The sequence below is a fragment of the Comamonas sp. MYb69 genome, from assembly GCF_037479315.1.
In the GTDB taxonomy this organism is placed as follows: domain Bacteria; phylum Pseudomonadota; class Gammaproteobacteria; order Burkholderiales; family Burkholderiaceae_C; genus Comamonas.
This window is the reverse complement of sequence record NZ_JBBGZG010000016.1, coordinates 52284-74418: the sequence shown is the minus strand read 5'-3', so window position 1 is coordinate 74418 and position 22135 is coordinate 52284. Positions and strand designations below refer to the sequence as shown.

General features: G+C 64.2%; 23 protein-coding genes. 7 read left to right on the top strand and 16 right to left on the bottom strand.

Translation table 11 applies throughout. The annotated features are described in order from the left end of the window. Positions 1-20: 20 nt before the first annotated feature. The 6 genes from pheT to thrS all read right to left on the bottom strand — a co-directional run bounded on the left by pheT (position 21) and on the right by thrS (position 7293). On the bottom strand, positions 21-2474 hold the full coding sequence (gene pheT / locus WH303_RS19980) for a phenylalanine--tRNA ligase subunit beta (protein ID WP_021025155.1): 2454 nt from the start codon (positions 2472-2474) through the stop codon (positions 21-23). 150 nt (positions 2475-2624) lie between these two features. Beyond that, a complete protein-coding gene (gene pheS, locus WH303_RS19975; RefSeq protein ID WP_021025156.1) occupies positions 2625-3680 on the bottom strand; it encodes a phenylalanine--tRNA ligase subunit alpha in 1056 nt (351 codons plus the stop codon). A 142-nt stretch (positions 3681-3822) separates the two neighbouring features. Then, positions 3823-4182: a 50S ribosomal protein L20 gene (gene rplT / locus WH303_RS19970; RefSeq protein ID WP_021025157.1), complete on the bottom strand. Its 360-nt coding sequence runs from the start codon at positions 4180-4182 to the stop codon at positions 3823-3825. Between the two features lie 26 nt (positions 4183-4208). After that, positions 4209-4412, bottom strand: coding sequence for a 50S ribosomal protein L35 (gene rpmI / locus WH303_RS19965; RefSeq protein ID WP_021025158.1), 204 nt, complete (start codon positions 4410-4412; stop codon positions 4209-4211). Between the two features lie 245 nt (positions 4413-4657). Beyond that, entirely contained in the window at positions 4658-5275 is a 618-nt protein-coding gene (gene infC / locus WH303_RS19960) for a translation initiation factor IF-3 (RefSeq protein WP_021025159.1), read from the bottom strand. Between the two features lie 86 nt (positions 5276-5361). After that, positions 5362-7293, bottom strand: a complete 1932-nt coding sequence (gene thrS / locus WH303_RS19955) for a threonine--tRNA ligase (RefSeq protein WP_021025160.1) — start codon at positions 7291-7293, stop codon at positions 5362-5364. Positions 7294-7643: 350 nt separating this feature from the next. Between thrS and WH303_RS19950 the strand changes: the two genes are divergently transcribed. After that, positions 7644-8366, top strand: coding sequence for a hypothetical protein (locus tag WH303_RS19950; RefSeq protein ID WP_339520606.1), 723 nt, complete (start codon positions 7644-7646; stop codon positions 8364-8366). A gap of 38 nt (positions 8367-8404) precedes the next feature. On the opposite strand, the gene WH303_RS19945 is transcribed toward WH303_RS19950, so the two are convergent. Continuing rightward, the gene (locus WH303_RS19945) at positions 8405-8878 is read right to left on the bottom strand and encodes an Lrp/AsnC family transcriptional regulator (protein ID WP_339520604.1); all 474 of its coding nucleotides are present in this window, start codon (positions 8876-8878) and stop codon (positions 8405-8407) included. 101 nt (positions 8879-8979) lie between these two features. Here WH303_RS19945 and WH303_RS19940 point away from each other — a divergent pair, with 101 nt between their 5' ends. Beyond that, positions 8980-9891: an EamA family transporter gene (locus WH303_RS19940; protein ID WP_339520603.1), complete on the top strand. Its 912-nt coding sequence runs from the start codon at positions 8980-8982 to the stop codon at positions 9889-9891. 76 nt (positions 9892-9967) lie between these two features. Here WH303_RS19940 and WH303_RS19935 read toward each other — a convergent pair whose 3' ends face one another. After that, a complete protein-coding gene (locus tag WH303_RS19935; protein WP_021025164.1) occupies positions 9968-11269 on the bottom strand; it encodes a UDP-N-acetylglucosamine 1-carboxyvinyltransferase in 1302 nt (433 codons plus the stop codon). Positions 11270-11449: 180 nt separating this feature from the next. Further along, positions 11450-12238 carry a MetQ/NlpA family ABC transporter substrate-binding protein gene (locus tag WH303_RS19930; protein ID WP_312989316.1) on the bottom strand — a complete coding sequence of 263 codons (789 nt, stop codon included), beginning with the start codon at positions 12236-12238 and terminating at the stop codon, positions 11450-11452. A gap of 220 nt (positions 12239-12458) precedes the next feature. Between WH303_RS19930 and WH303_RS19925 the strand changes: the two genes are divergently transcribed. Next, complete coding sequence (locus WH303_RS19925) at positions 12459-12725, top strand: DUF3820 family protein (RefSeq protein WP_339520600.1); 267 nt, start codon at positions 12459-12461, stop codon at positions 12723-12725. Between the two features lie 55 nt (positions 12726-12780). On the opposite strand, the gene WH303_RS19920 is transcribed toward WH303_RS19925, so the two are convergent. Further along, complete coding sequence (locus WH303_RS19920; protein WP_339520598.1) at positions 12781-13233, bottom strand: ABC transporter substrate-binding protein; 453 nt, start codon at positions 13231-13233, stop codon at positions 12781-12783. A gap of 230 nt (positions 13234-13463) precedes the next feature. Next, positions 13464-14129: a LysE/ArgO family amino acid transporter gene (locus WH303_RS19915; protein ID WP_339520597.1), complete on the bottom strand. Its 666-nt coding sequence runs from the start codon at positions 14127-14129 to the stop codon at positions 13464-13466. A 70-nt stretch (positions 14130-14199) separates the two neighbouring features. Between WH303_RS19915 and WH303_RS19910 the strand changes: the two genes are divergently transcribed. From WH303_RS19910 to WH303_RS19900, 3 genes are all read left to right on the top strand, one after another. After that, the gene (locus WH303_RS19910; RefSeq protein ID WP_312989803.1) at positions 14200-15102 is read left to right on the top strand and encodes an HTH-type transcriptional regulator ArgP; all 903 of its coding nucleotides are present in this window, start codon (positions 14200-14202) and stop codon (positions 15100-15102) included. 127 nt (positions 15103-15229) lie between these two features. Beyond that, entirely contained in the window at positions 15230-16216 is a 987-nt protein-coding gene (locus WH303_RS19905; RefSeq protein WP_339520594.1) for an ABC transporter ATP-binding protein, read from the top strand. Beyond that, on the top strand, positions 16213-17577 hold the full coding sequence (locus tag WH303_RS19900; protein WP_339520593.1) for a hypothetical protein: 1365 nt from the start codon (positions 16213-16215) through the stop codon (positions 17575-17577). The genes WH303_RS19905 and WH303_RS19900 overlap by 4 nt, the downstream gene beginning before the upstream one ends. Here the strand turns inward: WH303_RS19900 and WH303_RS19895 are convergent. Both WH303_RS19895 and WH303_RS19890 read right to left on the bottom strand, forming a co-directional pair. Further along, complete coding sequence (locus tag WH303_RS19895; protein WP_339520592.1) at positions 17574-18317, bottom strand: LrgB family protein; 744 nt, start codon at positions 18315-18317, stop codon at positions 17574-17576. The genes WH303_RS19900 and WH303_RS19895 overlap by 4 nt on opposite strands. After that, positions 18314-18799, bottom strand: coding sequence for a CidA/LrgA family protein (locus tag WH303_RS19890; protein WP_339520590.1), 486 nt, complete (start codon positions 18797-18799; stop codon positions 18314-18316). Before WH303_RS19890 ends, WH303_RS19895 begins: the two co-directional genes overlap by 4 nt. 154 nt (positions 18800-18953) lie before the next feature. Here WH303_RS19890 and WH303_RS19885 point away from each other — a divergent pair, with 154 nt between their 5' ends. After that, entirely contained in the window at positions 18954-19838 is an 885-nt protein-coding gene (locus WH303_RS19885) for a LysR substrate-binding domain-containing protein (RefSeq protein WP_339520588.1), read from the top strand. Between the two features lie 15 nt (positions 19839-19853). Here WH303_RS19885 and WH303_RS19880 read toward each other — a convergent pair whose 3' ends face one another. The 3 genes from WH303_RS19880 to WH303_RS19870 all read right to left on the bottom strand — a co-directional run bounded on the left by WH303_RS19880 (position 19854) and on the right by WH303_RS19870 (position 22106). Then, positions 19854-20429, bottom strand: a complete 576-nt coding sequence (locus WH303_RS19880) for a DUF2721 domain-containing protein (protein ID WP_339520586.1) — start codon at positions 20427-20429, stop codon at positions 19854-19856. 172 nt (positions 20430-20601) lie between these two features. Further along, a complete protein-coding gene (locus tag WH303_RS19875; protein ID WP_312989810.1) occupies positions 20602-20817 on the bottom strand; it encodes a SlyX family protein in 216 nt (71 codons plus the stop codon). A gap of 92 nt (positions 20818-20909) precedes the next feature. After that, a complete protein-coding gene (locus WH303_RS19870; protein ID WP_339520583.1) occupies positions 20910-22106 on the bottom strand; it encodes an aminotransferase-like domain-containing protein in 1197 nt (398 codons plus the stop codon). Positions 22107-22135 lie beyond the last annotated feature (29 nt).

Sequence of the window (22135 nt, the reverse complement as noted above, 5' to 3'; positions counted from 1 at the left end):
AGCAATCCTCGCGTGTGGGATCAGCGCAGACGCGCACCCAGGCTTTGTGTGAGTTGTTCGACCACGGCCTGCACGGCCGCTTCGATCTCGGTGTCTTCGAGCGCGCGCTCGTCATGGCCCAGGCTCAGACGCACGGCCAGGCTCTTCTCATCCTGAGCCAGGCTGCCGGCGGCGGCCTCTTCGCCGGCCTTGAGCTTCTTGGGCCGGAACACGTCAAACAGCACGGCACTGCGCAGGATAGCACCTGCGCTGGCAGCCGTGATGGCCTGCATGATCTGGGCGTGGGTGACGGCTTCCTTGACCACGACGGCAATGTCGCGCTCGACCATCTGGTGCTTGGCCACCGGTGCGAACACCGGCACCTGGCGTGCCAGCACGGCATCGAGGGCCAGCTCGAACATCACCGGCGCCTGGGCTAGATCCCATTCCTGGCGCCACTGGGGGTGCAGCTCGCCAACAAAGCCGATGGCCTTGCCGTCCAGCAGCACGCGGGCGCAGCGGCCGGGGTGCAGCGCGGGGTGCTCGGCCGCTTCAAACACCGGCTTGAGCGGTGCGAGCAGTGCCTCGACATCGCCCTTGACGTCGTAGAAATCGACCTTGGTCTCGCTGCGGCCCCATTGCAGCTGGTCGGCTGCGCCATAGGCCAGGCCCGCCACGCGCATGGGCTGGTGGAAGCCCTTGACGGTGGTGTCGGACTCGGCGACCGAATCGTCCTTGAAGAACACGCGGCCCAGCTCGAACACGCGCACGCGCTGAGCTTTGCGGTCCACATTGAACTTGAGCACCTGCAGCAGCGAGCCCAGCAACGACGAGCGCATCACGCTCAGATGGCTGGCGATGGGGTTGAGCAGCTTGATGGCCTGGGTGTTGCCCGCCAGCTCCTGCTCCCACTTTTCTTCGACAAAGCTGAAGTTGATGGTCTCCTGGTAGCCCAGGCCGGCCAGCGCATGGCGCACGGCGTAGGGGCTGCGGGAGTTTTCGGCACGCAGCTTGGGCGAGATCGGCGCCAGCGGCTTGCTGGTGGGCAGGTTCTCGTAGCCAATCATCCGCGCGATTTCTTCAACCAGGTCTTCTTCCAAGTTGATGTCGAAGCGGAAGGTAGGCGCAGTCACGCTGATCACGCCTTCTTGCGCCACGGTGGCGGGCAGACCCAGGCCGTTCAGCGCATCGAGGCACTGCTGCTGGGTCACCGGCATGCCGATGACCTTGGCCGCACGTGCCACGCGCAGCTGCACCGTCTTGGGCGCAGGCATGTTGGGCTGCTGGTCGTCCATGGCGGCCACCTGGGTCTCAGGCGTGCCGCAGATCTCCAGCACCAGCTGGGTGATGCGCTCGATGTGCTCGGTGGTGAACTGGGGGTCCACACCGCGCTCGAAGCGGTGGCCCGCGTCGGTCGAGAAATTGAAGTGGCGCGAGCGGCCGGCAACGGCCTTGGGGAACCAGAAGGCCGCTTCGATATAGATGTTCTTGGTGTCGTCGGACACGGCGGTGGCATCGCCACCCATGATGCCGGCCAGCGACTCCAGGCCGTGCGCGTCCGCGATCACACCGACCTTGAGGAAGTCGTCGATCTCGATGGTGTTGCCGTTGAGCAGCTTGAGCGTTTCGCCCTGCTTGCCCCAGCGCACGCTCAGGCCGCCGCTGATCTTGTCCAGATCGAAGATGTGGCTGGGACGGCCCAGTTCGAACATCACATAGTTGGAGATGTCGACCAGGGGGCTGACGGCGCGCTGGCCGCAACGGGCCAGACGGTCGATCATCCACTGCGGGGTCTTGACCTGGGTGTTGACGTTGCGCACGATGCGGCCGGAGAAACGGCCGCACAGGTCGGTCGCTTCGATCTTGACGGGCAGCTTGTCTTGCGAGGCCACAGCCGCCGCCGGGAAGGACAGCGCCTTGAGCGGCGTGCCGGTCAGTGCCGACAGCTCACGCGCCACACCATAGACCGACAGGCAGTGCGCCAGATTGGGCGTGAGCTTGAGGGTGAACAAGGTGTCGTCGAGGTTCAGGTACTCGCGCACGTTCTGGCCCAGCGGCGCATCGGCGGGCAGCTCCAGCAGACCGCCGTGGTCGTCGGCAATGCCCAGCTCCTTGGCTGAGCACAGCATGCCAAAGCTTTGCACGCCGCGCAGCTTGCCGATCTTGATCTTGAAAGGCTTGCCGTCCGCACCGGGCGGCAGCTCGGCGCCCACGGTCGCGCAAGGGATGCGGATGCCCACGCGCGCATTGGGCGCGCCGCAGACAATGTTGAGCAGCTCAGGGCCGCCCACATCGACCTGGCAGACGCGCAGGCGGTCGGCATCGGGGTGTTGCACCGCTTCCTTGATCTCACCGACAACGATGCCGGTGAAGGGGGGCGCTACGGGGTCGAGTTCTTCGACCTCGAGGCCTGCCATGGTCAAGGTATCGGCCAGCTCTTGGGTGGTCAGCGACGGGTTGCAGTATTGGCGCAACCAGGATTCAGGAAATTGCATAGTCGGACTCTTTGGCGTTCAGGCCTGCTGCGCCGTCTTGGGCAGCGGCAGGCCGGGCGTTCTTGCTTTTCAATGGGGAGCGGCTGTCAGCGCAAGCTGCCCGGGGGCTGGGGATCACATTGCAGATCTGCAGCACCAACCGCTCCGTGCTCATGACTGGAACTGCGACAGGAAGCGGATATCGCCGTCAAAGAACAGGCGCAGGTCATTGACGCCATAACGCAGCATGGTCAGGCGGTCGGGGCCCATGCCAAAGGCAAAGCCAATGTATTTCTCGGGATCGAGCCCCATGTTGCGCACCACATTGGGGTGCACCTGGCCGGCGCCCGAGACTTCCAGCCAGCGGCCGGCCAGCGGCCCGCTTTGGAACTGGATGTCGATCTCGGCCGAGGGCTCGGTGAACGGGAAGAAGCTGGGGCGAAAGCGCAGCACCAGGTCATCCTGCTCGAAGAAGGTCTTGCAGAAGTCGGTGAACACGACCTTGAGGTCCTTGAAGCTCACGTTCTCGCCGATCCACAGGCCTTCGCACTGGTGGAACATCGGCGAGTGGGTGGCGTCCGAGTCCACGCGGTAGGTGCGGCCCGGCGCGATCACGCGGATCTCGGGCATGGTCTGGCCCGCATCGATCAAGTTGCGGTAGCGCTTGACGTGCTGGACCGCATGGCGCACCTGCATCGGGCTGGTGTGCGTGCGCAGCAGGTTGGGCGCGTGCTGCGTGCCGCCTTCAACATAGAAGGTGTCGTGCATCGAGCGCGCGGGATGGTCTTCGGGCGTGTTGAGCGCGGTGAAGTTGAACCAGTCGGATTCGATCTCGGGGCCTTCGGCCACATCGAAGCCCATGGAACCGAAGATGCCTTCGATGCGCTCCATCGTGATGGACACGGGGTGCAGACCACCGCTGCCACGGCGGCGGCCGGGCAGGCTCACATCCAGCACTTCGGCCTTGAGGTGGGCTTGCAGCTCGGCATCGGCCAGCGCCTTGCGGCGTGCCGTCAAGGCCGCCTCAATCGCCTGCTTGGCCACGTTGATAGCGGCACCGCGCGATTTTTTCTCTTCGACGGAAAGCTGCGCCATGCCCTTCATGAGCTCGGTCATCTTGCCCGACTTGCCCAGAAACTGCGCCTTGGCGTTTTCCAGATCAGCGGGGGTATGGGCCTGCGCAAACAGTTGCTGCGCGCTTTCGACCAGAGAATCCAACTCGTTCATATCGACTCTTATCGACTTAGGTGCCGGGCCGCCAAAAGCAGCCTGGCGATAAAAAAACAAGGGCTAGCGCCTTTTCAAGCCCTAGCCCTTGCTGTGTGTGCACCAGCAGCTACTAAATCAACAGTAACTACCGATCGTGACCTTAGGCAGCCAGCTTGGCCTTGACTTGGTCGACGATAGCTGCAAAAGCAGCCTTGTCGTGCACGGCGATATCGGCCAGCATCTTGCGGTCGATTTCAATGGCAGCCTTCTTCAGGCCGTTGGCGAACTGGCTGTAGGTCAGGCCCAGTTCACGGGAAGCCGCATTGATACGGGCGATCCACAGTTGGCGGAACACGCGCTTCTTGGTACGACGGTCACGGTAGGCGTACTGGCCTGCCTTCATTACCGCTTGCTTGGCAACGCGGAAGACGTTACCACGGCGACCGCGGAAACCCTTAGCAAGGGCCAGAACTTTTTTGTGACGGGCGCGTGCCGTTACACCACGTTTGACGCGAGGCATGTGTTTTCTCCTAGTTCGTCAGTGAATTACAGGCCCATGCCGGGCAACATTTGTGCCATGTGACCCATGTTGGTCTCATGCACAGCGGTTGCACCACGCAGATGGCGCTTGTTCTTGGTGGTCTTCTTGGTCAAGATGTGACGCTTGAAGGCTTGACCGCGCTTGACGGTGCCACCTGGACGAACGCGAAAACGCTTCTTCGCGCTGCTTTTGGTCTTCATTTTGGGCATGTGAATGCTCCTTATGTTTGTGCTCGTGAGGCGTTTCATCGCCATGATGAAACTTGTTTTGGCCCCGAGCCACTTTTGTGACAGACCTAGATTAGATCTACTCTATCAATGCGCAAGGCGTTGGCTGCGCCCACCCTGAGCACCAAGGCCGAAACCCCAGACCCAGGCAGTTGCTGCCCCTACCCTGCTAAAAACCGAAAGCGGCCTAAGCCGCTTGTCGGTAATCCGGTATTCTAACCGCTTCTTTAAGCTGTGGCTACTGGCGAGGAATTTCCCTCGACCGGCTTGCCAGCTGCAGCGCCACCGGGCTTCTTGCGCGCCGGAGCGATCATCATGATCATCTGGCGGCCTTCGAGCTTGGGGAACTGCTCGACCTGGATCAGGTCGGCCAGCTCGTCGCGGATGCGGTTGAGCAGGTCCATACCCAGGTTCTGGTGGGTGATTTCACGACCACGGAAGCGCAGGGTCACCTTGACCTTGTCGCCTTCGGCCAGGAAGCGGCGGATATTGCGCATCTTGACGTTGTAGTCGCCATCATCAGTACCGGGGCGGAACTTGATTTCCTTGATTTCGATGACGGTTTGCTTGGCCTTGGCCTCGGCCGCCTTCTTTTGCTCCAGATACTTGAACTTGCCGTAGTCCATCAGGCGGCAAACGGGAGGCGTGGCCGTGGCGACAATCTCCACCAGGTCAACGTCCAGCTCTCCGGCCATGCGCAGCGCTTCCATCAGCGGCACGATGCCCAGCGGTTCATTATCAGGACCGGACAGACGCACTTCTGGTGCCTGAATCTCACGATTCAGACGGTGTTTGCGTTCTTCGCGGTGGCGGCGATCACGGAATTCAGTAGCTATGGCTTTCACCCTAAAAATTTAAAAACTACGACAGCGTAGCTGCTCAAAACGCAGTCCACGCTGTCCAAAGCTTTGACGAACCAGCAAGAGGCTGTTTAGGCTTTAGCGGCAATGTCCTTGGCAATCAAGTCGACGAATGCATCGATGGACATCACACCGAGGTCTTTACCGCCCCGGGCGCGCACTGCTACGGCTCCAGCTGCCTTCTCCTTGTCGCCGGCGACAAGAATATAGGGCAGCTTTTGCAACGAATGCTCCCGTATTTTATACGTAATCTTCTCGTTGCGCAGATCGGTAACCACACGCAGCCCTTGGCTCGGCAAGGCCTTACGCAGTTTGTCGGCCACTTCCTGCACGTAGGCGCCTTGCGCATCGGTGATGTTGAGCACGGCCACCTGCGTGGGCGCCAGCCAGGCGGGCAGCGCGCCAGCGTGCTGCTCGATCAGGATGCCGATGAAGCGCTCGAGCGAGCCCACGATCGCGCGGTGCAGCATGATGGGGCGGTGGCGCTCGCCGTCTTCGCCGACAAACTCGGCATCGAGGCGCTCGGGCAGGTTCGGGTCGACCTGGATGGTGCCGCACTGCCATTCACGGCCAAGCGCGTCCTTCAAGGTGTACTCGATCTTGGGGCCGTAGAACGCGCCCTCACCGGGCAGGTACTCGAACTCGCAACCCGAGGCACGCAGGCCCTCGGCCAGCGCCGCTTCGGCCGCATCCCAGCTCTCGTCGCTGCCGATGCGCTTTTCAGGGCGGGTCGAGAGGCGGTAGAGGATGTTGCTGAAGCCAAAGTCTGCATAGACCTTTTGCAGCAGTGCGGTGAACGCGGTCACCTCGGCCTGGATCTGCTCGGGCAGGCAGAAGATGTGGCCGTCATCCTGCGTGAAGGCACGCACGCGCATGATGCCGTGCAGCGAGCCGGTGGGCTCGTTGCGGTGGCAGGCGCCAAACTCACCAAAGCGCAGCGGCAGATCGCGGTAGCTCTTGATGCCTTGCTTGTAGATGAGGATGTGGCCGGGGCAGTTCATCGGCTTGAGCGCGTACTCGCGCTTTTCCGACTCGGTCGTGAACATGTTCTCGCGGTACTTGTCCCAGTGGCCGGTCTTCTCCCACAGGGTCTTGTCCAGGATCTGCGGGCCCTTGACTTCCTGGTAGCCGTTGTCGCGGTACACCTTGCGCATGTACTGCTCGACTTCCTGCCAGATCGACCAGCCCTTGGGGTGCCAGAACACAGTACCGGGCGAGTGCTCGTCGATGTGGAACAGATCGAGTTCGCGGCCGAGCTTGCGGTGGTCGCGCTTTTCGGCCTCTTCGAGCATCGTCAGGTACTGCTGCAGATCGTCCTTGCTGGCCCAGGCCGTGCCGTAGATGCGTTGCAGCATCTCGTTGTTGTGGTCGCCGCGCCAGTAGGCGCCCGCCACCTTCATCAGCTTGAAGTGCTTGAGCTTGCCGGTGCTGGGCACGTGGGGGCCACGGCACAGGTCTTCGAACGCGCCTTCGCGGTACAGGCTCACATCTTCATTGCTGGGGATGGAGGCAATGATCTCGGCCTTGTAGTTCTCGCCCAGACCCTTGAAATAGGCCACGGCTTCGTCACGCGGCAGCACGCGGCGCACCACGGGCTCGTCCTTGTTGGCCAGCTCGGTCATGCGCTTTTCGATCGCCACCAGGTCTTCGGGCGTGAAGGGGCGCTTGTAGGCGAAGTCGTAGTAGAAACCGTTGTCGATCACCGGGCCGATGGTGACCTGGGCTTCCGGGAACAGCTCCTTGACGGCATAGGCCAGCAAGTGGGCGGTGGAGTGGCGGATCACTTCCAGGCCATCGGCGTCCTTGGCCGTCACGATGGACAGCGGCATGTCGCGGTCGATGACAAAGCTGGTGTCCACCACCTTGGCGTTGTCGCCCAGACCTACCTTGCCAGCCAGCGCGGCCTTGGCCAGGCCAGCGCCAATCGATGCAGCGACCTCGGCCACCGACACGGGGCCCGGGTAGTCGCGCTTGGAGCCATCGGGAAGCGTAATTTGAACCATGAGAAATCCTAAATAATCGTGAGCTTTTACCAAGCCGCGCTGCCAGAAAAGCAAAAAGCGCGGAGCTTGTCCGCGCTTTGGTGTAAGGAGACGAAATCGTCGTACAGGCGCGAACCACCGGCCTTACTGGCCAGTCAAACCCCAAGTGGTTGTAGTTCGCGGTGTCATAACCGATGTTGCCTTTCTCGCTCTTACCAGTGGATGGAATCTAAAACGACTGTCATTTTCCCACATTCTGATGCAATCTGCTGGTCTTCCCGCAATCCGGGCGCCAACGGGCTTGCCATAATCAAAACGATAGCAGACCTTGACGATTAGATATGCCCTATCGCTACGCCCGATCTGTTGGAATGTCCGCCTGCCTGGCTGCGTTATTGCTGCAAGGGGGCTGCTCCAGCACCCCGCCCACCCGCGGCAAAGTCCCCGAACGCGATATGCAGGCCCAGGAATGGGGCCAGTCCGATGTGAACCGCATGGCCACCTTGAGCATGCGCGCCAACCTGCAAAGCCTGTATGTGCTGATGGACAAGCTCTACCGCCGCAACCCGCAGGAGTGGCGCAAGGGCGGTTTTGACAACCGCGAAGCGGCGATGAAGGCCGTGCGCGAGGCGATCGAAAACCAGCAACCCTGGCCCGAACTGTTGGATCAACGCGACATTGCCGGCATGAGCATGGCATTGGCGCCCGAATTTGCCGGCGACCGGGTGGCCGCCTTCACCTGGGCCACGGCCGACATGCTGATCACCGCCTACGGCGGCCGCACCACCTTCTACCTGATCCATGGGCTCGATGCCCAGGCGGTCTACAACGCCTCGCGCAACCTGGAGATTGCCAACTGGATGCTTACCCACCGCAAGCTGGGCAATGGCCAGACCATGCTGCTGAGCAACGAGCTCAATGCCAGCGAGCGCAACCTGAGCTTTGAGCGCGAATTTGGCAAGATGATTGCCCGCAATGACCTGATGGCCGATGTCGTGTCCGAGAAATACCGGCGCGCGGTGATTGGCTATGTGCAGGGGCTGGCCGGCGGCAGCTTGCTGCAGTTCCTGCCGGTGCAGGCAGTGGCGCATTAACGCGCCCTCCTCACCCACCCCTTTGCAGAACCACTCGCTTATCGCACAGGCAGCGGCAGATGCAGGCTGCGCTTGAGCGTGGCCAGCGCAATCGAGGTGTTGAAGCGCTGGATATTCTGGTCGCCGTCAAACAGCCGCTGGGTGATCGCCTGGTACTCCTGCATGTCGCGCGCGGTCACCACCAGCAGGTAGTCCGTCTGGCCGGTGACGGCATAGCACTGCTGCACCGCCGTCTCCGCCGCCACCCGGGCGCGGAAGCCCTGGGTCAGCGCATCGAGCTCATTGACCAGCTGCACCTCGATAAAGATCGTCAGCGGCCGGCCCACGGCCTCGGGGCTGAGCTGCGCGGTATTGGCCGCAATCACGCCGCTGTCTTGCAGGCGGCGGATGCGCCGCTGCACGGCAGCCGGTGACAGGTTCACCTGCTCGGCCACCTCGCGCTGGGGGCGCAGGTTGTCGCGCTGCAGGATGGCCAAAATGGCCAGGTCGAAGGGATCGAGTTCAGCGTTCATCGCAAGGGCCTGGAGGAGGAGTGCGCAGCAAGAGTGAAACTTGCATTTGGCACCGATTTTTCGAGCAATTTACTTCGCCCAGCTGCAATATTATCTCGGCCATGCAAGATTCTCTCTGGCAGCGGCTGCTGCCCTCCTTGGCCGTATTGGGCTCGGTCAGCGCGCTGTGCCTGGGCACCAGCTTTGCCAAACACCTGTTCCCCGTTGTCGGCGCCCAGGGCACCACCGCGTTGCGCGTGGGCTTTTCGGCATTGCTGCTGCTGCTCATCTGGCGCCCCTGGCGCTTTGGGCCTAGCAGGGCCCACCTGGGGCAGATTGCGATCTTTGGCGTGGTGCTGGGCCTGATGAACCTGCTGTTCTACATGGCCATCAAGCGCCTGCCCTTTGGCGTGACGGTGGCCATCGAGTTTGTCGGCCCGCTGTCGGTGGCGGTGTGGACCTCGCGCCGGCTGCTCGATCTGGTCTGGCTGGGCCTGGCGGCGCTGGGCCTGTTTTTGCTGCTGGTGCTGCCGATGTTTGGCGTGCAGACTGCCGCGCTCGACCCGGTGGGCCTGTGCTTTGCCATCCTGGCCTCGGCCTGCTGGGCCGGCTACATCGTGCTGGGCAAGCGCGCCGGCCACATGCATGGCGGCATGGTGGTGTCGCTGGCACTGCTGACTGCGGCCATCGTGGTGGTGCCCTTTGGCATTGCCGAGGCCGGCGCCAAGCTGCTGCAGCCCTCGATCCTGCTCTATGGCCTGGCAGTGGCCGCTGTCTCCAGCGCCATTCCCTACACCTTGGAGATGTTTGCACTCAAGCGCCTGAGCTCGGGCGCGTTTTCCACCATGCTCGCCACCGAGCCCGCCATTGCCGCCATCGCCGGCATGCTGGTGCTGGGCGAGCTGCTGACCGCGACCCAGTGGTCGGCCATTGGGCTGATCATGTTTGCAGCGATGGGCAGCACGCTGACGGCCAAGCCCTCTGCCCCGCCGCAGGCGGCAGCGCCCAAGACCGAAGGCCAGGCCGTCGCCTGAGCACCGCAGCCACCCACCATGCAAAAAGCGCCTGCCGTATAGACGGCAAGCGCTTGGGTGTTGGGATGGAGGCAGCTTAGTTCTCGCCCGCCCACTCCACCTTGGCGCCCAGGCTTTGCAGGTTCTCGACAAAGCGGGGGTGCGCGCGCTTGATCGGCGCGGCATTGCGAATCTCGGAGCGCCCTTCGATGCTGGCGGCCACCATGAACAAGGCAATGGCCACGCGGATGATGTAGGGGCTCTCCACCACGGCGGGGCTGAGCGGATTGCCGCCCAGCGTGACGATGCGGTGCGGGTCGGACGAGAACACATGGGCACCGAACTTGGACAGCTCACCGGTCCAGCCCAAAGCGCCGTCATAGACCTTGTTCCAGAACATCGCATTGCCTTCGGCGCGCACGCCCAGCGCGATGAAGATCGGCAGCAGATCGACCGGGAAGTACGGCCAGGGCGCGGCCTCGACCTTGGTCAGCACATTGCGGGTAAACGGCGTCTCGACCTTGAGCGGGCCCTTGCGGATGGCGCGCGACCAGCCGTCCTTGTGCTCGATCTGCACGCCAAACTTGGCAAAGGTGCGGTCGATCAGCGGGAAGTTGTCGGGTGTGCGGTTGCGCACCTGCACATCGCCGCCGGTGATCGCGCCCAGCGCCAGGAAGGTGGTGATCTCGTGGAAGTCTTCCTCGAAATGGAACTCGCCGCCGCCCAGCTGCTCGACGCCATGCACCGTCAGGCGCGAGGTGCCAATGCCCTCGATCCTGGCGCCCAGCATCACCATAAAGCGGCAGAACTCCTGCACATGCGGCTCGCAGGCGGCATTGGTCAGCACCGAGCTGCCCTTGGCCGTGGCTGCGCACAGCACAAAGTTTTCGGTGGTGGTGACCGAGGCATAGTCCAGCCAGTGCTGCGTGGCCTGCAGCGGGCCATCGCAGCGCACGATGAGCGAGCCCTCGCCATGCTCGACCCGGCCGCCAAAGCGGCGGAACACCTCGATGTGCGGATCGATCTCGCGCACGCCCAGGGTGCAGCCCTTGACGTTGTCCTCCAGCCGCGCCACGCCAAAACGGGCCAGCAGCGGCGGCACCAGCATGATGGACGAGCGCATTTCCTCGGGCAAGTGGTGCTTGCAGGCATCAAAATGCGTGTCGCGGTGGTGCAGTTGGAGCACGCCGCTGGCGTAGTCCATCTGCACGCTGGAGCCGAGCTTGCCGAAGATGTCCAGGATCTTGCGCACATCGGTGATGTCCGGCACGCCATGGAGCACCAGGGGCTGGGCCGTCAACAACGTCGCGCACAGCACAGGCAAAACGGCATTCTTGTTGGACGAGGGAATGATGCGGCCCTGCAAAGGGGTGCCGCCGTGCACGATGAGTTTGGACATGGATGGGGGGAGGTCGCGAATTCTGGAGTGGCCCGTGGCAGTGTGCGCTATCCGGGCCGACCCTGCATGGTACAGCGTCCAAAACAACAAAAGGCACTCGGTTGGAGTGCCTTTTGTAAATACCCGTCAACAAAATGTGCGGGATGCTGCTATGCCCTGCCAGGGCAGCTTGCTTGCCTATCAGAACGCGGGAACCACGGCGCCCTTGTACTTTTCCAGGATGAATTTCTTCACATCGTCGCCATGCAGCGCGCGGGTCAGCTTGGCAATGGCTTCGTCATTGGCGCGGTCCGCGCGGGCAGCAATGATGTTGGTGTAGGGCGAATCAGAACCTTCGATGAACAGCGCGTCCTTGGTCGGGTTGAGCTTGGCTTCGATCGCGTAGTTGGTGTTGATCAGGGCCAGATCGACATCACCCAGCGCGCGCGGCAGCAGCGGCGCTTCGAGTTCCTTGAACTTGAGCTTCTTGGGGTTCTTGGCGATGTCCAGCGGGGTGGAGGTCAGCTTGGAGGCGTCCTTGAGCTCGATCAGGCCGTGCTTTTGCAGCAGCAGCAAGGCGCGGCCGCCGTTGGACGGGTCATTGGGGATGGCCACGGTGGCGCCGTCCTTCAGGTCCTTGATGTTCTTGATCTTGCTGGAGTAGGCGCCAAAGGGCTCCACATGCACCTTGCCATTGGGCACTTGCACCAGCGAGCTCTTGCGGTCCTTGTTGTAGCTGTCCAGGTAGGGCTGGTGCTGGAAGAAGTTGGCATCGAGCTGCTTGTCTTCCACCGCCGCATTGGGCTGGATGTAGTCGCTGAACTCGCGCACTTGCAGATCCACACCCTCGGCCTTGAGCTTGGGCTTGATGAAATTGAGGATTTCGGCATGTGGCACCGGCGAGGCCGCCACTTTCAGCACCACATCGGCAGCGTGGGCAGACACGGCCAGGGCCGCGATGGCAAGAACGGAAAGCGTTTTTTTGAACATGGTGTTTTGAACAGATGAGAAAGACCAGCCCGGGCAACACATGGATTTTTTCTTGATGGGACTGAACCAAGATGGTGCAAGTCTAGCCTTGATTAGCATATCGATCAAAGAATATAAAGAGATTTGGTTATAAAGAAATTGATCTTTATGGCCCAAAGCGACAGTCCGGGCAGCCGCCGGCCGCCGGGCGCCGGGCGCCGGCCGCGCTATGCTCTGGGCCATGTCTAGCCCGTTTGACCCCGAGCAACTGCTGCGCCTGCTCACCACCCCCATGCCTTTTGGCAAGTACCAGGGCCGCGCCATTGCGGACCTGCCAGGCAATTACCTCAACTGGTTTGCCCGTGAAGGCTTTCCCAAAGGCGATCTGGGCCGGCTGCTGGCACTGATGCACGAGATCGACCACAACGGCCTGGGCGAGTTGCTGCGCCCTCTGCGCGCCAGCCTGCAGGCGAGCGGGCAGGCCGTTGGGCAACCGCCGCGAAAATGAAAAAACCCGCAGGCTGCCAGCAGCTGCGGGTAGGTTCAGGTCGTTAAGACGCGTATTACTTGACGGCAGAGCGGGCTGCGTCGGCCTTGGCCTTGGCGTCATCGGCCTGCTTTTGCAGCGCAGCCGCTTCGGCTTCTGCCTTCTTGGCTTCGGCTTCCTTGGCTGCGGCTTCTTCCTTGCCCTTGTCACCGCCCATGGCGCCTGCCATGGCACTGCCGGCCATCGTGCCAGCGACGGCGCCCACGGCGGCTGCGCCCATGGTGCCCATCATGCCGGAGCCGCCGGCCGGTGCCGCGGCGGCAGGGGCTGCAGCTGCTGCTGGAGCGGCCGCAGGTGCAGCGGCTGCTGGCGTCGCAGGCTTGGCTGCAGGCGCTGGAGCCGCCTTTTGCGTGGCTGCGGGGCGCTTGACACCGCCACCCATGCGCTTGGCGTGGGCCAGGCCTGGCAGAACCAGACCGGCAATGGTCAAAGCAAGAACGGATGCAGTGGTGCGAAAAGAGGGGTTCACTACGAAATTTCCAAATAAAAGGCCGGGGCCACAGGCCGGTTGCCTGCTTGCCTACCCTGGGTACATGAGGGGAAACGCTGCAAATTCAAGTGCTTGGCAGCACGGCTTGCAGCGGTATGGCTCGGCTTTGGTTATTCGTTATGCGTAGCGCGCAGCTACAAATATTGTAGAGCAAGCGCTGGGCCCAGCCCCCTGTGCAAGACCTTGGGCGCCGCCAGCTATCGCCTGGCTCAGGCAGCCGCGATGCTGCCGAGCCCGCTGTACACCCACCAGGCCAGCGCCAGCATCATCACACCGGTAAAGCCGTCCATCACGCGCCAGGCCTGGGGCTTGGCAAACAGGGTTTGCAGGCGCCGGCCGGCGCTGGCCAGCATCACAAACCAGGCCAGGCTGGCACAGGCCGCGCCCAGCACAAAGATCCATTTCAGGCTGCCATCCTGGCGCGCACCGATCGAGCCCACCAGCACGACGGTATCCAGGTACACATGGGGGTTGAACAAGGTAATGACGACCAGCGCCCCCAGCACGCGCCACAGGCCGCGCCGGGCTGCGGTGGCGGGCGCATCCCCGTCAGCATCGGCAGCGGGTGCTGCGCCAGCGGGCATCGCGGCGCGCCACAGCGCCATCAGGCCGTAGGCCAGCAAAAACAGTGCGCCGCCCAAGGTCAGGTAGTAGGCCAGGGTGGGCGAATCCCCCAGCACCTGGGCCATGCCGGCCACGCCGATGCCGATCAGCAGCGCATCGCTGAACACGCACCAGGCGACGCAGGCGCGCACATGCTCGCCACTCACGGCCTGGCGCAGTACATACAGGTTTTGCGCACCGATCGAGACGATCAAGGAAAGGCAGACCGTGAAACCGGCCAGCCAGGTAGAAGTCATGCTTGTTGTCCACATGGCGGCTATTGTGCGGCGCACCAACAAATAAGTAAAATTAAACAATCTTAGTCAAATGAAGTAAAACTAAATGCTGGATTACCTGGGACTGGCCGCGCTGGCGGCCGTGGTGCGCGAGGGCAGCTTCGAGCGCGCCGCCAAGAAACTCCATGTCACCCCGTCGGCGGTGTCGCAGCGCATCAAGCAGCTCGAAGAGCGCAGCGGCCAGGTGCTGGTGCAGCGCGGCAACCCCTGCACCGGCACCGAGGCCGGCCTGCGCCTGTGCCTGCACCTGGAGCAGGTGGCCTTGCTGGAAAACGCCCTGCGCCGCAGCAACCCCGACCTGCTGCCCGACGCGCCGGTCGCGCCGACGATCAAGCTGGCCGTCAATGCCGACTCGCTCTCGACCTGGTTCATGGATGCGATGGCCGAGTTCACCGCCAGCGGCAACGAGCTGCTGGACCTGCGGATCGACGACCAGGACCACACCGCCCAGGCGCTGCGCGAGGGGGCCGTGCTGGGCGCGGTGACCGGCACCAGTGGCCAGATCCCCGGCTGCAACAGCTGGCCGCTGGGCACGATGCGCTATGTGGCAGCGGCCAGCCCCGGCTTTATGGCGCGCTACTTTGCAGACGGGGTGAGCACCCAGACCTTGGCCCAGGCGCCCATCATGACCTTTGACCGCAAGGACCGGCTGCAGGACCAGTGGCTGCAAGCCCAGGGCCTGGCCTCCCGGGGCGGCGGGCCCCGGCATTTTCTGCCATCCAACCAGGGCTATGTGCGGGCCTGCGAGATCGGCATGGGCTGGGGCATGCATCCCACGGTGCTGATTGCCGAGCAGCTCGCGCGCGGCAGCCTGGTGCCGCTGGTGCCCGGCACCTCGCTGGATGTGCCGCTGTACTGGGCGCTGCCGCGCAGTGCGCAGACCAGCCTGGCCCGGTTGACGGACTGCGTCATGCGCGCGGCCAGCCGCGTGCTCGCGCCCGCCGCATGAGCGGCATGGATTGTCAGCACAGCGCAGGCCTGTGCGCCTATGATGCGAGCAGCTGCAGCGCCAGACCACCAGCCTGGGCGCTGCCGCAGAGGGAGGACTCCATGGTTTTCATTAGAAAGAGCACAGCATGATTGAGGTGCAGGATCTCATCGTCGACTACCCCGGCCACCGCGCGCTGCATGGTGTCAGCCTGCAGATCGAGGCGGGCACCGTCACCGCCTTGGTGGGCCCCAATGGCGCGGGCAAATCCACCTTGCTGCGCTGCATTACCGGGCTGGAAGCGCCGCTCAGCGGCAGCACCCGGGTGGCGGGCATCGATGTGCAGCAAGCGCCCCGCCGCGCCCACCAGTGCATGGGCTATCTGTCGGATTTCTTCGGGCTCTACGAGACCCTGAGCGTGGCCCAGTGCCTGCAGTACGCCGCCGAAAGCCAGGGCCTGAGCCGCAAGGCAGCCACCTTGCGCGTGCATGCGGTGGCCGAGCAATTGGCGCTGACGGCCAAGCTGGGCCATGCCACGCGCAATCTCTCGCGCGGCCAGCGCCAGCGCGTGGCCATTGGCCAGGCCATCATCCATGAGCCCCAGGTGCTGCTGCTCGATGAGCCGGCCAGCGGGCTGGATCCGGAAGCGCGCAGCAGCCTCTCGAGCCTGTTCCGCCAGCTGCAGGCCCAGGGCATGACCCTGGTCGTCTCCAGCCACATCCTGAGCGAGCTCGACGAGTACTGCAGCCATATCCTGTCAATCCGCGAAGGCCGCATCACCAGCCACGGGCCCTTGAATGCGGTCGCCGGTGCGGGCGGCAGCGGCGCCCTGCCCTCCGAGCTGGTGATGCAGCTGGAGCTGGCAGCGCCGCTCGCCCAGCCCGAGCTGGCGCTGGCCGGCTACCGCCTGGTAGATATGCGTGCGGGCCGTGAAGGCAGCGCCAGCCACATTCTGTGGATTGGCATGCCCGCGCAGGACAGCGCGGCCCGCGTGCAACTGCTGCAGCAGCTCGTGGCCCATGGCGCGCAGGTGCTGGGCTACCAGGAGGCGCGCACCAGCCTGCAGGAGCGCTACCAGCAAAGCCTGGAGGCGCCCGTTGATCCCCAAGCGCTGTTTGCCAAGGAGTGGCCATGAATCCGGAATTTCGCCGCCAGCTCAGCCTGGAGCTGAGCCCTGCGCGCCTGGTGCTGATGCCTGCCATCTTGCTGATGCTGGCGATCTGCGTGTTTGTCATCGAGGGCAAGCAGCCGCTGGTTTATTTGCACAAGGGCGCGATGACGCTGGTGGGCCTGCTGGCCGCCTGTGTGGGCACCTTCACCGCACTGTCCAGCATCAATGACGAGCTGAACGAACGCACCTGGGACCAGCAGCGCATGAGCGCCATGGGCCCCTGGCGCATGGCCTGGGGCAAGCTGCTGGGCGGCCCCAGCTACGCCTGGTATGGCGCGCTGCTGTGCAGCGCAGCGGCCCTGCTCTGCGGCTTCTGGCTGGGCGAGCTGGCCGAGACCGTGTTGGTGCTCGTCCTCACCATCGTGGGCGCCTGCGCGCTGCACTGCGCGATGATGGCCAGCCGCCTCTACAGCATGGACCCCAACAAGCCGGCCACCAGCCGCAACGTCTGGGTGCTGGTGGTGCTGGTGTTCCTGCTGCTGCAACTCGTCAGCAGCCTGGTGGTGGGGCTCGATAGTCTGCTGGGCGGTGATGGTGGCGGCGCCTGGTGGGGCCTGCACCTGGGCTCGGGCGCGCTGCTGCTGATTTTTGCCGCCGCCAGCCTGCTGCTGGGCCTGCTGGCGCTGTGGCGGGCGATGTCGATGCAGCTGTCGGTGCCCACCACGCCCTGGGCCTGGGCGCTGGGCAATGCGGCGGGCTGCCTGCTGCTCGTGGGCCTGGTGCCCAGCGGCACCGGCCGGGCGCTCACCGGCATGCTGCTGCTGGCGCTGGTGACCTACTACGCCGCTGCGCTGGAGAGCCAGGTGGCGCAGCGCTGGCGCGCCCTGATCTATAGCGCGCAGCACGGCCAGTGGCGGCGCTTTTGGCAGAACATGCCGCTGTGGCCGATCAGCTGGTGCATGGCCTTTGCGGTGCTGCTGCCAGCCTACCTGTTGTGGAATGCCGACCCGCTGTCCAACCGCACCCAGTTGGGCCCGCTGGCCTTCATGGTGCTGCTGCATGTGCTGCGCGACTGCGGCATCTACCTGGTGTTCTCGCTGCGCAAAAGTAGCCGCTCGCCGCTGGGCATGACCTTGCTGGTGGTCTTTGTGCTCAGCGCCCTCCTGCCCGCGATGTTCTGGTCGCTGGGGCTGGCGCCGCTGTTCGAGCCACTGTTTGGCGCCTTTGACCCGCGCCTGTCGTCCAACTTCCAGCATGCGCCGGCGCTGGGCTGGCTCGCCTGGGTGGGCATGCTGCTGCAGCTGGCGGTGCTGGCCCTCATCCTGGTCTGGCGCTTCAAGGCCATCACACCCCAGGCGGGCGGCAAGGACCTGTTTGCGCTCTAGCCAAACACCCAGGCGCCAATCCAGGGTGCCGCCAGCACATTGAGCGCGCCGGCAATCATCATCACCAGCGAGGCGGCCACGCCTTGCTGGGGGCCGGCCATCTGCGCCTTGGCCACGCCCGAGCCATGGGCCGATCCGCCCAGCATGGCCCCCGCCGCCACCCGGCTGCGCAGCCGGGGCAGCAGGCGCAGCACCAGGCCACCAATCAGCATGCCGGTCACCCCGGTGAGCAGCACAAACAAGGCCGCCAGGTCCAGCGGGCCACCGATGGCCCGCTCGGCCTCCACCGCAAAGGGCGTGGTCACCGAGCGCATGGCTAGCCCTTTTTGCAGCAAGGGCGACAGGCCCAGCCAGCGCGCCAGCCAGACCGACGTCAGGATGGACACCGTGCTGGCCACCAGCACGCCGGCAACGATGGACATCCAGTGCTTGCGCACCATCTGGCGGTAGTCATACAGCGGCAGCGCAAAGGCAACCGTCGTCGGCCCCAGCAGCCACACCAGCCAGTGGGTATGGGTGCGGTAGTCCTCGTAGCCAATACCCAGCAGCAGCAGTGCGGCCACCAGCACCACAGGCGTGCCGATGATGGGCATCAGCACCGTATGCGGATAGCGCCGGTACAGCCGCTTGTTGAGGTAATAGCACAGCACGGTCAGCAGCAGCGACAGCAGCGCTGCGCTGCCATGGCTCAGCGGCCACAGCGGCAACAACGAGGTCGAGAGGACAGGCGCCGCAGTCATCGCGCCACCTCCGCTGGCGCCTTGGCGCCGCGCTGCTGGCTGCGCTTGCGCTGGGCCAGGCGCAGCTCCAGCCGGTAGACCGCATCGACCGCCAACGCGGTGGCCACCATCACGCAGGCCGTGCTCAGCACAATCACCAGCACAATGCGCAGGCCCTGGCTGCGCACCAGTTCGCCATAGTTGACGACCACCAGCATCGCGGGAATGAAGAACAGCAGCATGTCCGACAGCAGCCAGTGCGTGCCCTGCGCCAGCCAGCGGCCGGGCACGGCCCGGCTGAACAGCCCCAGCGCCAAGGCGGCAAAGCCGATCAGGCCGGCCGGTATGCGCCAGCCCATATGGCTGCGCAGAGCCTCGGCTGCCAGCCAGATGGCGCACAGCAGTGCCACTTGCCAGGCGGTGCGCGCCGCCTGGCGGGCAGGCTTGGGCAGCTGCATGCGCGCGGGTCTGCCCTCGCCCGCCGCCCTCTTGTCGCTTGTCATGGAATCCTCGGTCTGGCCCGGAGGCCAGCTGGCAGTGGCCGCGGTGCGGCCCCTTGCCTCACCATGCTGCACTGCACAAACGGATTGTAAAAATGGCGGATCTATTCGTAAAATGACTTATTCTTATAAATTCAATTCCAAATAGGAATCCACCATGGATCTGCGCGCGCTGCGTTATTTTGTCGAGGTGGTCCAGCGCAACAGCTTCACCCGTGCGGCAGAGGCGCTGTATGTCACCCAGCCGACCATCAGCAAGATGGTCAAGAGCCTCGAAGACGAGCTGGGCGGGCCCTTGCTGCTGCGCGAAGGCCGCTATGTGCGGCTGACCGATGCCGGGCGCGTGGTGTTTGAGCGGGGCCAGGCGCTGCTGCAGGACGCCAGCCGCCTGCGCCAGGAAGTGGCCGAGGTCGATGGCATTGCGCGCGGCACGCTCAGCGTGGGCGTGTCACCCACCACGGGCCACTACATGGCGCCCATCTTTGCGCAGTACCGCCAGCGCTACCCGGGCGTGCAGCTGCAGCTGCATGAGCGCGGCGCGCGGGCGCTGGAGCAAGCGGTGACGGATGGCGAGATTGACCTGGCCATGGGCCTGCTGCGTGCAGGCAGCCCCTTGGCCAGCCTGCGCATTCAGACCCACCATACCGTGGCCGTTTTTGCCCATGCGCGCGCGCCCCAGGGCTTGAGCCAGGTGCGTTGGAGCGACCTGGCGGCCCTGCCCTTTGTGATGTACGAGAGCGACTTTGCGCTGTATGAGGGCGTGCAGGGCTGCTGTGCGCAGGCCGGCTTTTCGCCGCAGATTGCGCTGCAAAGCCGCTACTGGGATTTGATTGGCGACCTGGTCGCCGCCGATGCGGGCATTGCCATCATGTTCGACCATGTGGCCAGCCGCTTTGACCCGGCCCAGGTGCGCTGCCTGCCCGTGGTCGAGCCCGCGCTGAGCCACGACTTTGGCCTCACCTGGCGGCCTCGGGATCTGTCCAAGGCGGCCAGCGCCTGGCTGGCGCTATGCCAGGCGCGCTATCCGCAGGCCCAGCCCTGAACCTGGGACACAGCCTCAGACCTGGGGCATGAAGGCATCCTGGCGGCTGGGCTCGGTGGCCGCTTTGCGCGGGGTCGCACTGGCCGCCGCACCAGCCGCCGCATTGGACGCGGCCATGCAGGGAATCGTGGCCGGCTGGCGCAGCGGGTGGAAGTTCAGCAGCTGCGTGGCCATCATGGTCTCGACCATGAAGCAGCACAGCGCCGAGACAAAGCTGACCACACCCAGGCCAAAGCTGAACATGGCGGCCAGCGACCAGCTGTTGGCGTCGATCTCGGTCTTGGTGGTCTGGCCGACGAAGAGCAGGATGATGGTCAGCGCAATCAAGGCGCCGCACAAGGTCAGCAAACCAATGCAGAGGTTGGCCAGGCGCCCGCGCCGGCGCAGAAAGTTCAGCTCCAGCAAGGAGCGCTGCACATAGTCCTCGTCCTTGGACGCCATCATGCGGTCTTCCAGCACACGGCCCCGGTCGATGATGCGCGCCAGCCGGCCGGCGACGGCGCCGATCATCCCCGCCACCCCGGTGAGAAAGAAAACGGGAGCCACAGCCAGCTGGATGCTGTGGGTGATGTTGCTGACGTCGATGGACATGGTGTTAGGGCAGAGAGGGTGGACAAACTGCGCGGCCGCACACGCCTTGTGCGGGCTGCCGCGCCTGCGATGAACACTGCAAAATTCAAGCCAACATTCTCGCACCAAATAGGTGCAAACCCTAATACCTTTTCTGCCCCGTTTCTGGGCTGATTTGCAGCAAATTGTGTGCTCAGTAGTGCGGCGGCAGCTCGTCGCGTGCACCTGGCGCAACAGATCCAGTCTCGGGCATGCGCTGCTGCAGGTCCTTGACCAGGTGCAGCAGGCGGTCGATCTGCTGCTGTTGCTTGTAGATCGTCAGGTTGAGCTCTTCGAGCAGGTCATCGGCATAGGCCGCCTTGATCTCCAAGGCTTCAAGGCGCTGCTGCAGGGGTTCGAGGGTGGACATGGCGGCTCCTGGCTAAAAAGGGGGCGGGCGAGGCAAAGAATAACGCCGGCATGTGACAGCGCACATGCCGGCGTTGGGGATGTCAAAAACGCTTACAGCGCCTTGGCCAGACGGGCAATGCCCTCTTCGATGCGGGCAATATCAGCGGTGGCAAAGGACAGGCGCAGGGTCGAGGTATCGGGGTTCTGCGCAAAGAACGGCGTGCCGGGCACAAAGGCCACGCCCTGCTCGATGGCACGCTTGGCCAGCGCATTGCCGTCCGTCTCCTGGCCACGGGCGCCCGTCAGCTGCACCCAGATGAACATGCCGCCCAGCGGCTGCACAAAGCGCACCGCATCACCCAGCTGGCTGCGCAGGCCCTCGCCCATGGCCTTGCTGCGCGCCGCGTAGGTGGTGCGCACGCGGTCCAAGGTGGCGGGCATGCGGCCGGCTTTGAGGTACTGCGCGGCGGTGGCCTGGCTGAAGGTGCTGGTATGCGCATCGCTGAACTGCTTGCACATGACGCACTTGCCCAGCAGCTCGGCCGGCGCAATCAGCCAGCCCAGGCGCAGGCCGGGGCTGAGCACCTTGCTCATGCTGCCGCAGTGAGCCAGGTAGTCGCGGCTGCCGGGCACGCTGTCCGACAGCGCCAGCATGCTGGGCGGCGGCGGCGCATCAAAGTACAGGTCGCCATAGGGGTCGTCCTCGACCACCAGGGTCTGGTGGCGCACGGCCATCTCCAGAATCTGGCGGCGGCGCTCCAGGCTCAGCAGCGCGCCGCTGGGGTTGCCAAAGGTGGGAATCAGGTAGACCAGCTTGGGCTGGTGCTCGGCGATCAGCTGCTCCAGCGCTTCGGGGATGACGCCGTTCTCGTCGGTGGGGGCGCTGATGACTTCGGCGCCGTAGAGGCGGAAGCACTGGATCGTGGCCAAAAAGGTCGGGCCTTCGACGATCACCTTGTCGCCGGGCGAGATCATCGTCTTGCCCAGCAGGTCCAGCGCCTGCTGGCTGCCGGTGGTGACGATCAGCTGCTCGGGCGTCAGCGACTGCACGCCCTTGGCGGCCATCAGGCCCACGATCTGCTCGCGAAACGGCTGGTAGCCCTCGGTCGCACCGTACTGCAGCGCGGCACCCGGCTCCTCGGTCAGCGCCGCATTGGCGGCCTCGCGCACCCCTTCCACATCGAACATGGCTGCATCCGGAAAGCCCCCGGCAAAACTGATGATGCCGGGCTTGCCCAGCAGCTTGAACAGTTCACGGATGGCGGACGTCTCGACATTGTCGAGGCGGGAGGCAAAGCGCAGTGTCATGGAGTGTTCTCTCAAATCAAAAAAGCGCA